The 10793-nt window shown below is 52.6% G+C and carries 11 protein-coding genes and 1 pseudogene; 4 read left to right on the top strand and 8 right to left on the bottom strand.

The genetic code is table 11. The features are described from left to right. The 3 genes from JHD74_RS24365 to JHD74_RS24375 form a co-directional block, all read right to left on the bottom strand. The coding region (locus JHD74_RS24365) for a fimbria/pilus outer membrane usher protein (RefSeq protein WP_199063717.1) at positions 1-2374 on the bottom strand (2374 nt) is incomplete at its 3' end. Between the two features lie 74 nt (positions 2375-2448). Then, complete coding sequence (locus tag JHD74_RS24370; RefSeq protein WP_024527545.1) at positions 2449-3180, bottom strand: molecular chaperone; 732 nt, start codon at positions 3178-3180, stop codon at positions 2449-2451. A gap of 169 nt (positions 3181-3349) precedes the next feature. Further along, positions 3350-3907 carry a fimbrial protein gene (locus JHD74_RS24375; protein ID WP_021180549.1) on the bottom strand — a complete coding sequence of 186 codons (558 nt, stop codon included), beginning with the start codon at positions 3905-3907 and terminating at the stop codon, positions 3350-3352. A gap of 471 nt (positions 3908-4378) precedes the next feature. Here JHD74_RS24375 and JHD74_RS24380 point away from each other — a divergent pair, with 471 nt between their 5' ends. Both JHD74_RS24380 and JHD74_RS24385 read left to right on the top strand, forming a co-directional pair. Then, on the top strand, positions 4379-5095 hold the full coding sequence (locus JHD74_RS24380) for an EAL domain-containing protein (RefSeq protein WP_074031719.1): 717 nt from the start codon (positions 4379-4381) through the stop codon (positions 5093-5095). Positions 5096-5116: 21 nt separating this feature from the next. Then, entirely contained in the window at positions 5117-5707 is a 591-nt protein-coding gene (locus tag JHD74_RS24385; RefSeq protein ID WP_024527543.1) for a LuxR family transcriptional regulator, read from the top strand. A gap of 79 nt (positions 5708-5786) precedes the next feature. Here the strand turns inward: JHD74_RS24385 and JHD74_RS24390 are convergent, their stop codons facing one another. The 4 genes from JHD74_RS24390 to JHD74_RS24405 all read right to left on the bottom strand — a co-directional run bounded on the left by JHD74_RS24390 (position 5787) and on the right by JHD74_RS24405 (position 7848). Next, entirely contained in the window at positions 5787-6035 is a 249-nt protein-coding gene (locus JHD74_RS24390; protein ID WP_024527542.1) for a YdgH/BhsA/McbA-like domain containing protein, read from the bottom strand. A 63-nt stretch (positions 6036-6098) separates the two neighbouring features. Then, positions 6099-6389, bottom strand: coding sequence for a pentapeptide MXKDX repeat protein (locus JHD74_RS24395; RefSeq protein WP_024527541.1), 291 nt, complete (start codon positions 6387-6389; stop codon positions 6099-6101). 60 nt (positions 6390-6449) lie between these two features. After that, the gene (locus tag JHD74_RS24400; protein ID WP_199063718.1) at positions 6450-7238 is read right to left on the bottom strand and encodes a molybdopterin-dependent oxidoreductase; all 789 of its coding nucleotides are present in this window, start codon (positions 7236-7238) and stop codon (positions 6450-6452) included. A 10-nt stretch (positions 7239-7248) separates the two neighbouring features. Further along, a complete protein-coding gene (locus tag JHD74_RS24405) occupies positions 7249-7848 on the bottom strand; it encodes a cytochrome b/b6 domain-containing protein (protein ID WP_024527540.1) in 600 nt (199 codons plus the stop codon). Between the two features lie 150 nt (positions 7849-7998). On the opposite strand from JHD74_RS24405, the gene JHD74_RS24410 reads away from it, so the two are divergent. Both JHD74_RS24410 and JHD74_RS24415 read left to right on the top strand, forming a co-directional pair. Continuing rightward, positions 7999-8712, top strand: a complete 714-nt coding sequence (locus tag JHD74_RS24410; protein WP_199063719.1) for a response regulator transcription factor — start codon at positions 7999-8001, stop codon at positions 8710-8712. Positions 8713-8715: 3 nt separating this feature from the next. Then, positions 8716-10182: a HAMP domain-containing sensor histidine kinase gene (locus tag JHD74_RS24415; RefSeq protein WP_024527538.1), complete on the top strand. Its 1467-nt coding sequence runs from the start codon at positions 8716-8718 to the stop codon at positions 10180-10182. An 85-nt stretch (positions 10183-10267) separates the two neighbouring features. On the opposite strand, the pseudogene JHD74_RS24420 reads toward JHD74_RS24415, so the two are convergent. After that, a pseudogene (locus JHD74_RS24420) lies at positions 10268-10702 on the bottom strand (fimbria/pilus outer membrane usher protein); the annotation flags it as partial. Positions 10703-10793: the final 91 nt, after the last annotated feature.

Consider the following 10793-nt stretch of genomic DNA (forward strand, 5'->3'; position numbering starts at 1 on the left):
AGATGTGTATAAGAGACAGAGGTAATGCCGTGTTGTTCGGGCCCAGCGCATGGATAATCAGCGCCTGACCTTTGATGGTCTTGAACTCCAGCTTGGCAATCGCACCGGCATAAGGTGCTACCTGCTGACTGCTGCTTTCCAGCTCGACATCGCGTGACATGCCGTTAGGATCCAGCGTAACGTTGGTCATGCGGTATGGGGCAACATAAGGCACCACCGCATAGCCGTTGTCATCGATTCGCACCCCAGGAGAGTTGGTGACGATCGCCCCTGCGGCATCCGGCGCTTCAACCAGCACCATGGTTTGGCCACGCTGAGGCGTCATGGTCACGCCACCGCCATGTGCCACCACGCTGCCGGAAGCCCCAATGGACGACTGACGGAAATCACGGCCATAGCTGTAAGAACCGTTCATGGTGGCGAAACGACTGCGGTATTCCCCACTCACGCTGGTATTGGTCCCGCCGCTCTGGTCGTTAGCCAAAGTGGCGCTGTAGCTGATGTTGTTATCTTCCCCGGTGGAGCCGTTAATCCCGATGCGGCTGCTGTCGTAGCCTTGGTCGTTGTAGGCCAATGCGCTGTTCAGGCTGATGTTTTGCGAGCCAATGTTGAACGGGATCGAGAAGTTCAGGAAGTAACGGGTTTCATCGTGGTTATAAGTATCGGTGGTACGCATGGCGGACAAACCGTAGGTAACTCGGCCGATGAAGTTGTTGTAACCCACCTGATACTGTTTGGAGGTACCGCCACGGTTCCAGTAATCGCGCACCGAACCGGTGATATACAGCGATCCCAGATTGGCACCCAGGCCCTGATTCAGCGTAAGCTGATATTCACTGCGCTGGCGGTTAACCGCATCGGCACTTAAACCCCGGCTCTCGTTATCACGGGCATACACCGCATCACGCAGTGACAAATAGCCGGAAGTCGAGTAGCGGTAAGCCGCAATGGTGAAGTTGGTGTTGGTTTCCGACATCAGCTTGCTGTAGCTGATCTTGTAGCTCTGGCCGGACAGATCACCCTGTTTCAGGCGGGTGTTAGCCTGAGTCACGTCGACGGCAAAAGCCCCCAACGGTGTTGCCACTGCACTCCCCAACAGCACCGCGCTGTAACCGTCACTCACGGTCGCCCCGGTGTAACCAGTCAGAATATTGGTAAACCCGCGCTGATAAGTCGCCTGGAACATCTCGGGCAAGGTATGTAAATTATCATCGCGAACTTGGCCAGCGGTTAACGCATAGCGCTGGATCCCCGGGCGCAACATCTGTGCCACCGAAGCATAGGGAACGCTGAACTGGCGCACGGAACCATCGGCCTCATTGACCGTGACGTCCAGATCGCCGCCGTAGCCGGTCGGAAACAGATCGTTAATCACGAACTCGCCCGGCGCTACCGTGGTTTGATAGATCAACTGGTTGTTCTGGCGAACTTCCACCAAGGCGTTGCTTTGTGCCACACCGCGCACTACGGGTGCATAGCCGTTAAGGGAATCCGGCAGCATGCGATCGTCGGTACTCAGTTGCGCCCCGCGAAAACCGATCGAATCAAAGAAGTCCCCGCTGGTAAACGCATCCCCCAAAGTCAGCATGCCGCGCACACCCGGAATGGCCCGCTGCGCATAGGTGGCCGTATTCTGCCAATGGGTGCTTTCCTGACTACGCCAGTTCACATTCGAGTCATGGCGCAACTGCCAACCGGCAATATTCACCCCGGCGTTCATCGTCAGATAAGCGTTGGTCGAGTCCGAATTCCCGCCGCTATTGGAGCTGTGCGAATTAAAAGCGTTGAAGTTATAGGACAGAAAGCCCGCGGTGATCCCGCGATCCCAGAATTTCGGATCGACATAACCGCGTGCGGTACGTCGCAGCGCGACCTGAGGAACGCTGACATCCATACGCAAAGTGCTGGTATTGAGGCGGTAAGACGCTTCCGGCACCCATTCCCCCAGCGGCTTACAGCTGCTGGTCGTCACCGCCGGATCGCTGCCCATTGCCGCAGTATCGACGCCAAACTCTTCCAGAGACAGCAGGCTAAAGCAGGTATCGGCACTGTCTTTACCCGGCACGCTCTTGAATTCAATGTTCTTTTTACCCTTCCATTCCCCATTGACGTAGACATCCAGAGAATATTTCCCCGCCAATACCGGGTTACCATCACGAAAGCGCGAAAGATCCACGCCTTGTGCCTGGCCAACCAGGAAATTGCTGTTGAAAGTGGCTTCGACCGGTGCAGCGGCCTGGTTGACATCGCTTTGAGCCGCTGCCAGCGAAAATGCCGGGGTGGTCAGGCAAAGGGCACTTCCGGTCAACAGCAGGATGGATCTGTAATTGAAAAGTGCCGACTTGACGGCGGCAGAGATAGGTAACTCGTTCATATCCATGCATTCCTTTACCAAATTAAGCGTCCCCGTCGGCTGACTTCACATCGCGGCATGGGGCTTTCCAGGAGTTACTTTTGCTGATTTTTGCTGCGTTGAACCCGGCCACCAAAGTCATTGATGGTGGTGTACTCAATATCAGCGATCCGTGAACTATCACCGGAAAAGGCCAGCGTTTTTTCCTGGCCAGGCGCCAGCATGTCGCCATGCGGTGCCAACGTGACTTTCTTACGGTTGACAACGGCATTGATTTCGGTGAAGGAGACATAAAACGGCGTGGGATTTTTCACTTTCACACCGCCAGCCACGAAGTTCCACTGCAGTTTTTCTGGCGCGTCATTGGCTACGCCGCTCAGGCCTTCCGGGCGATAGAACAACTTCACACGGGTTCTGAAGGCCACCTGCAGGAAGTTTTCTGGCGTAGTGTCGGCGGCCGTTCCGGTCGGTGCCGGGGGAATTTCCAGCACGTTCAACCAGAACAGAGATTCTTTGTCCTGCGTCAACGCCGAAGTCGTCAGCGAAACGCGCAGCGCCTGGCCACCGTTTGGCTCAATGCGGCTGATAGGAGGCGAAATAATAAAGGGAGCTTTGCTGTTTTCTGGCGTCGTTTCCGCGTTGCCCTCATCGATCCAGGCCTGGATCAGCGCCGGGGCGGTCCCATTATTGGATAATTGGACGGTCACTTCCCGCTGTTTGGCCGGATAAATAACGCGTGTACCGTTCACAATAACGCTGGCAAAAGCGCTGCTGCTGAAAAGCACGGCCATCAGCAATACGCTGTATTTCTTAATCGATGTTTTCATTTTAATATCACTACTATAGAAATACAGCGGGGGAAAAGTTTCCACCCGCCAGAATAGATACCCGATGATTTTCACTCCCTGCAATTAGAAGCTATCAGGGCGAAACTATTCGCCCCGAAAGGTCACAGGGAGGAAGCAACATTTAACTAGAAAAGGAACGGGTAATAATTTATTGGTAGATGATGGTGTATTGTACGTTAGAGGTCACATCACCAGCACCCGCCGCTGCGGTTGCGAAATATTCAGCGTAGTAGTTCAGGTCAGCTGAATCACCTTCATTGGCCACGGTAACCCACTGGGAGTTAGTCTGTGCACCGTTGTTGGTGGCAGCCAGAATTGGCAGGAACTGGTTGTTGCTACCCAGCAGCTGGATTTGCACGTTGGTCGCAGCATTGGTTTTGGTTTGGTTATTCAAACGACCCGTTTTGAAATCAACGGTTGAACCAGGTTCGAAATAGGTTGCTACCTGGCCTTTAGAGCATTTGGTCAGGTTAATTGCGAATGGAGTACGACCCGCAGTAGCGCTAACCGCATTCAGGGTAGAAGAAGATACGGTTGGCAGGGTAACGGTAAAATCTTTACCACCCGGGGTGCTGATAGTACAGGTCTGGTCGGTCACTTTACCGTTGAAAGTAATAGTACCATCGGCAGCCTGTGCTGAAAGAGAAGGAATGGCGGTGGCGCATACAGTCAGTGCTAATACAGCAGACAGCTTAGAGATTTTCATATTTTCGACTCTCGGTGAATTAATACATCCGTTAAGTACATTCAACGATGCTACTCCCTGTCAGGAATGAAGCCCGATGAATCCATTGCCCGGCGAAATATAGTCCAAGAACATTCTCATTGATAAATCGTTTAAAACATTCATAACGCCCCTCATGATAGGAAAAAACTATCAACAAATACCTATCGATCGATGTTGACGATTTACCCAGTTCGTAATAATCTTAATTCGTCAAGGTTAGCGGTCAAAAAATTCGATAAAACGCCGAAAAACCAGAATATAACTCTGTTATTGCGCTTTTAGCCATCTTGAGCGCAACCGTGTTCCCTCTGAAATTTCAATCTTTTAGAGGAATTTACCACCAGGTAAGATGATTCTTTCTTTAATAAGATTATTACCAATAAACAGTCATTTATTTCTTAGTTTATTGTTTAAAATCATACAGATAAATTTCAATCAAAGGATTGAGGAATGCGCAGCGTTTTTAACGGTAAAAATAACGGAATTAATTATGTTTTCCAGCCCATGTTCGCCAAATCTGGGCAACTGCTGGCCGTTGAATGTTTATCGCGCTTCTCTTTCGATAGCAAATTTGCGCATTTCTCTCCGGAACAATTCTTCCAACAGGCCGATCGCGAAACCCGCGTCGAGATCCTGCATCAACAAATTGAATTGATAGAAAAATACCGTGACTGGTTTCAACAACACCAGATCATTGCCACCATCAATGTCGACGACCATTCGCTGCAGGAGCTGGCGAACGGTGCGTTGGCCGATAAAATCCGCGCGATGAATTGCCTGCATTTCGAAATCAACGAAAACGCCAGCAGGCTGGTAAAAAATCGCGTCCATAACGACCCCTCTCTGAATAATTATTCATTTTGGCTCGATGATTTTGGTTCTGGCTATGCCGGGTTTTCCGCCTTGTATAACAGCCGTTTCCGCTTCGTTAAACTCGATCGACAGCTGCTGTGGGACTTTATGAAAAAGCCCGGTGGCGATGGGTTGATGCGTGCCTTGTTGCGTTTTTTTCACCTGAATCATTACCGGGTGATTATCGAAGGGGTTGAAACGCGCGAACAAAAAAAATGGCTGGACGAAATGCCCTACTATGCACTGCAGGGGAAGCTGTGGCAGGAATCCAGCATCAAAGATTTAAATCAGCTGCTTGCTGCTGAATACTTTTAACTCATTATGGGTATCCCCAATATGTCTAAAAACAATGTCCTGGTGATTAGTGAGTGTAAGTACAGCTATGTCGGGCTTTCAATGCTGTTGAAAAAGCATTATGGCAAGTACGATATCAAGCTGTTTTCGGACTTTATGCACGGTGGCGCAAAGGCGGAGAAAATTATCAAGCATGATATTGCGTTGATTTTCACCTCGCAAAATCTGGAGCAAAGCGTCAACGTGATCGAAAGCCTGGTGTCTGTGCATCAGCAACACATGAGCTCAACGCGTATTCTGGTGTTTTATGATGATGAGCGGGTGGCCAAGCTGTTGGCGATCCTGGGGATCTCTGTAGAACTGGTATCGGCTCGCATGCCGCTTTATTTACTAGAGGAAAAAGTGGAAAACCTGCTGGCGAGCGAAGAGTCGGGGCAATTGAAGGTGCAGAAAACCCGCGAGCTCAGCCCGGCAGAAAGCGATGTGATCTTCAACCTGTTGCGCGGCGATAGTCTGCTGAACATTGCAGCCAAGCGAGGCACCCATCCGAAAACTATTTTTTCACAGAAATACAGTGCATTGAAGAAATTGCGTCTGCGCAATATGAGCACTATTTTCGTCACCAACGGCTGACTCAGGCGAGTATAGTAAAGGGGCGAGTTCATCGATTGAACGTCGCCCCTCGTCGATATACCACCATGCCCTCTCCCGATTATTTATACAAATCCGCGGTGCCGTAAACGTGGTTATTAACGGTAACCGAGGTAATGCGATAAGCACTTGCCCCCTGCCGTTGCGCATCGGCGGCGATCGCCTGTTCAAAGCTGCTCAACGTTGTCGTCTGGCTGGAAACCTCTCCGATTTTTTGCAGCCCTTGTGCAGCACTGCTTGTTACCGGCATGGCCGCCATGACACCGCTGCTGGCTGCAGCCAGCACCAAAGCCAAAATTACAGTTTTCATCATAAAATCCTCTCACTAGCTTGGTGATAACCGGCAGCAAAAGCCGCCGGAGGGATTATGCCTTTACTGACTCATTGCGTCTTTCTTCATGCCATCTTTAGCCATAGAGTCTTTCTTCATGCTGTCTTTGGCCATGTGATCCTTCTTCATGCCGTCTTTGGCCATAGAGTCCTTCTTCATGCAATCTTTATCCATGCACTCTTTTTTCATTCCCTGTTTTGCCATCCCGTCGTGGGACATCTGGCTCATACCGTCCTTTTTCATCGCGTCCTTGCCCATGCTATCGGCCGCATTGGCTCCGGTGATACCCAGCATCAGCGCGCTACACATCATCATGGCAAATAACTTTTTCATGGTATTTCCTTTTCTTGGTTAATCGGCACGCGTCGTGCCATGAAACTGCACCGGCGGCAATCAACTACCGCCAAACCAGTTGTAGCCTTGGTCTTCCCAATAACCGCCGGGAAAGTGGTTGGTAACTTCGATCACTTGAATATGTTTGGGATTCTTGTAACCCAGCTTGGTGGGCATCCGCAGTTTCATCGGATAGCCGTATTTACGCGGTAAAATCTGCCCGTCGTAGGTCAACGCCATCAGCGTTTGCGGATGCAACGCCGTGGCCATATCGATGCTGGTGTAATAGTCATCAGCACATTTAAAACCGATATAGCGGGCGTTCAGATCCGCACCAATCGCCTTCAGGAAGGTGGCAAACGGCACCCCACCCCATTTGCCGATGGCGCTCCAGCCTTCCACACAGATGTGCCTTGTGATCTGGCTGATTTGCGTCATCTGATGCAATTGTGCCAACGTCCAGGGCTGCTTGTGCAGCACCAACCCCGCCACTTCCAGCCGATAGTCATCACCATTGATATCCGGCGCCTGATCCTCGCTATAGAAAGCATTGAACGGGAATGGGCGAGTGATCATCGATTCGGCATACTCTGGCGCCAGATGATTGGCATTGAACAGCCAGCCCTGAACCCGATCGTTAAAGCGTGAGATGCGGCTCAAGGCCTGATCTACCTGAGTGTTATCGCTGAGATCGCAGCCAGTCAGCATCGCCACGCCCCCCAGGGTCAAGCCATTGCGCAGAAAACGGCGGCGCGACGACGATGCCAACTGGCGCGCTAGCAGGCGCTGTGCCTCTTTAACGATATCCTGGCCTTCGCTCAGGCTGAGAGGGGGTTTTTCCATTTTCATCTGTGTCTCCTTAGCGCCCACGTAACATGGCCAGCAGCGTACGTGGCACCAGGGCCACCATTACCAGATGGATCACCACGAAACCAACCAGCGTCGTCATGGCAAAAAAGTGAACATAGCGAGCCGCGTCGTAACCTCCAAGCAAGGTGCGAAGCAGAGGAAACTGCACCGATTTCCACAACACCAGCCCAGAAAGCACCATCAGGACGCTGACTGCGATGGCCACCAGATAGGCCACACGCTGTACCATGTTGTAGTGGCGCGGATCGGCGTGTGACAACTTGCCTCGCAGTGCGGCCCATAGATCGGCCACAAACTTCCTGGGGCTGAGCGGCCAGAATTGGCGTTTAAAGCGGCCGCTGAACAGGTTGATCAGCAGATAGCACAGGCCGTTGATGCCAAACAGCCACATACCGGCAAAATGCCATTGCAGCGCGCCCCCCAGCCAACCGCCTAACGTCAGCTCATTGATAAAGCTAAAGTTAAACAACGGGGAAGCGTTATAAATGCGCCAACCGCTGGTGACCATAATCAACATGGCAAGTGCGTTCAGCCAGTGTGTCAGCCTTAGCCACAGCGGGTGGATAAGGGTCTGTTTCGCCGTGATCATCGCTTCTCTCCTGCCCCGTATCGGTTCGATGTCAGCAGTATTCAACGGATTTGTTCCCCAAGACCTCACGCAAAGTTAAATAAAATGTGATCACTTCCAGGGTGGGGGTTGTGTAGACTTCAGGTAGACCAGTTAACTGCGGTAGAGAAAATGGAAAAGGCAAAACGAATTTTGATCGTCGAAGACGACGGCCATATCGCCGAACTGTTGCAACTGCATCTGCGCGATGAGGGCTATGACATCAGCCACGCGGCCGATGGCAATCTGGGCATGGCAATGCTGGAACAAGGAGGTTGGGACGCGCTGATCCTCGATCTGATGCTGCCGGGCATCGATGGCCTGGAAATCTGCCGTCGCGCCCGCAATATGACGCGCTATACGCCAATCATTATCACCAGCGCCCGCTCTAGTGAAGTCCACCGGGTACTCGGGTTGGAGCTGGGGGCTGACGACTATTTGGCTAAACCCTTTTCCATGCTGGAGCTGGTCGCCCGCGTAAAAGCCCTGTTTCGCCGCCAAGAGGCGATGACCCGCAACCTCCGGATGGAGGCAGGAACGTTAAGCATTAACGGGCTGGTGATAGATCCCATCGCTCGCGAGGTTTTTCTAAACCAGCAAACGGTGGAACTGACACCGCGCGAGTTCGACCTGCTGTATTTTTTCGCCCGCCACCCTGGCAAAGTATTTTCCCGCCTCAGCCTGCTCAATCAGGTCTGGGGCTATCAACACGAAGGGTATGAACACACGGTGAATACCCACATTAACCGGCTACGGATCAAGATTGAGCGCAACCCGGCAGAACCCGAGCACATCCTCACCGTGTGGGGCATGGGCTATAAATTCGCGGCTTCGCCGCAAGGGTAAATGATGAAAAATCTCACGCTGACACAACGCCTGACTCTGGTTTTCGCCCTGCTGCTGCTGATCTGTTGTTCGATTTCCGGTTGGTTACAGGTGCGCAGCAGCACGCAATATAGCCAGGCGGTGATCCAACGGCTTTCCACCAATCTGGCGCAGCATATCGCCACCAGCAACCCACTGTTGAGTTCGCAGGGCTGGAACGATCGGTCGGTGCATACCCTGTTCGATCAACTGATGGCGGTTAATCCGAGCGTTGAGGTTTATCTGCTGGATAAACAAGGCAATATCGTTGGCAATGCGGCACCTGCCGGGCACATGAAACGCCAAAAGGTCGACCTGTTGCCGATACAGACATTGTTGAACGGGGCCGAAATGCCCCTCTATGGTGACGACCCGCGTAATCTCAATAATCAAAAAGTCTTCAGCGCCGCGCCGCTGCGGGTAAATGGTGAGATTGAAGGCTATCTCTACGTAGTGCTGCTGGGGGAGGATTATGATGCGCTGGCCAATAGCGCCCAGATCAACTCTGCCATTTATACCGCGCTGTGGTCGATGGGGCTGGTGGCGCTGTTCGGGCTGCTGGCCGGTGGCATTGCTTTCCACTGGGTGACACGGCCGATCCGCCGCCTGACTCAGCAGGTTAATGCGCTGGATAGCGATGGCATCGCAGCACTGCAAGCCTATGCCAATACCCCTGCAGAGAGCCACCGCCGTGATGAGGTCAGCCAGTTACAGCAGGCATTCCGCCGTATGGCACAGCGCATTACTGAACAATGGCAAACCCTGTCACAACAGGACCAGCAACGGCGCGAGTTTATCGCCAATATCTCTCACGATCTGCGTACTCCACTAACCTCTCTGCATGGTTATCTGGAAACGCTGTCGGTGAAATCAGCCAGCCTGACACCCACCGATCGTCAACGCTACCTGGAGATCGCCCTGGCTCAGAGCCGCAAAGTCGGGCGGCTGGCGCAAGAGCTATTTGAGCTGGCCAGGCTTGAGTACGGCGTAGTGAAACCTCAGAAAGAACCGTTCTCCCTCAGTGAATTGGTGCAGGACGTATTCCAGAAGTTCGAATTGGCCGCCGAGGCTCGCCAGCAGCGCCTGCTTGCCGATATTCAGCCGGGCATCCCCCAGGTGTTTGCCGACTTGAGCATGATGGAACGGGTGCTGACCAACCTGCTGGATAACGCGATCCGCCATACGCCAAGCGGTGGAGAGATCGAAGTGCGCCTGTGGCCACAGGGTAATAAGGTGATGGTTCAGGTCAATGACAGCGGGCCTGGCATTCCCTTGGAGCTGCGGCCTGATTTGTTTATCCGCCCGTCAATTCTCAACCATGCCCGCCGCCATGCGGGAGGTTTGGGGCTGATGATTGTCAAACGCATTCTGCAGTTACACGACAGTGACATTATGCTGGTGGATCAGCAGCATGCTGGAGCCTGCTTTCGTTTCTCCGTGTCGGTACTATGACCCGACAGCCAGTCCCCAGGGAAGGGCTTAGGGCGTATCAGCGCCCTGTATGATTGCCACCTGTTGCCCTCTTCGGCACAGCGATTTAATTGAGCAACTCATAATAGGATAAGGCCCCTAATGTCGGCACTTTAACGACTTCATTGGCTGGCTCACCAAACTCTCGCTCTTGGCCTATCTCGTCATTGACCACGTTGACCTGATAGGGAATGAGATTGGGGATAATGGCATAACCACGACTGTCGGTAACCACATCAACCTGCTCAGGGATCGTCGCATTGGGATACTTTTTGCTATATACCAGTGCGTTAGTGTCACCTAACGTTGGCCCTAAGGTGATCCCCGCCTGATGGGCAACCAACGAACCTGAGCTGTTCGCCGAGTAGAGCGCATAGTTTGTTCCAGACTGGTATCTGATAGCCGATTCCCCCGCAGCATAGCGGTAATTGGCATTCGCCTGATAATTTGCCTTGCTCTTTTTTCCCCTGCGGCTAGTTACCCGGTAGTTAAGGTTGTTATTTAAATGTCTACCGCCTGTCTCTTATACACATCTAAAAGAGGGGGGGGGGGGGGGGGGGGGGGGGGGGGGGGGGGGGGGGGGGGGGGGGGGG

It is taken from the genome of Serratia sp. ASV30 (genome assembly GCF_016428815.1).
GTDB lineage: Bacteria > Pseudomonadota > Gammaproteobacteria > Enterobacterales > Enterobacteriaceae > Chania > Chania fonticola_C.

What these genes read in the sequence shown, in the direction of transcription:
- JHD74_RS24410 (WP_199063719.1), top strand. Translation starts at nt 7,999, where the DNA reads ATGGAAAAGGCAAAACGAATTTTGATCGTCGAAGACGACGGCCATATC.
- JHD74_RS24380 (WP_074031719.1), top strand. Translation starts at nt 4,379, where the DNA reads ATGCGCAGCGTTTTTAACGGTAAAAATAACGGAATTAATTATGTTTTC.
- JHD74_RS24400 (WP_199063718.1), bottom strand. Translation starts at nt 7,238, where the DNA reads ATGAAAATGGAAAAACCCCCTCTCAGCCTGAGCGAAGGCCAGGATATC.
- JHD74_RS24385 (WP_024527543.1), top strand. Translation starts at nt 5,117, where the DNA reads ATGTCTAAAAACAATGTCCTGGTGATTAGTGAGTGTAAGTACAGCTAT.
- JHD74_RS24415 (WP_024527538.1), top strand. Translation starts at nt 8,716, where the DNA reads ATGAAAAATCTCACGCTGACACAACGCCTGACTCTGGTTTTCGCCCTG.
- JHD74_RS24370 (WP_024527545.1), bottom strand. Translation starts at nt 3,180, where the DNA reads ATGAAAACATCGATTAAGAAATACAGCGTATTGCTGATGGCCGTGCTT.
- JHD74_RS24395 (WP_024527541.1), bottom strand. Translation starts at nt 6,389, where the DNA reads ATGAAAAAGTTATTTGCCATGATGATGTGTAGCGCGCTGATGCTGGGT.
- JHD74_RS24405 (WP_024527540.1), bottom strand. Translation starts at nt 7,848, where the DNA reads ATGATCACGGCGAAACAGACCCTTATCCACCCGCTGTGGCTAAGGCTG.
- JHD74_RS24390 (WP_024527542.1), bottom strand. Translation starts at nt 6,035, where the DNA reads ATGAAAACTGTAATTTTGGCTTTGGTGCTGGCTGCAGCCAGCAGCGGT.
- JHD74_RS24375 (WP_021180549.1), bottom strand. Translation starts at nt 3,907, where the DNA reads ATGAAAATCTCTAAGCTGTCTGCTGTATTAGCACTGACTGTATGCGCC.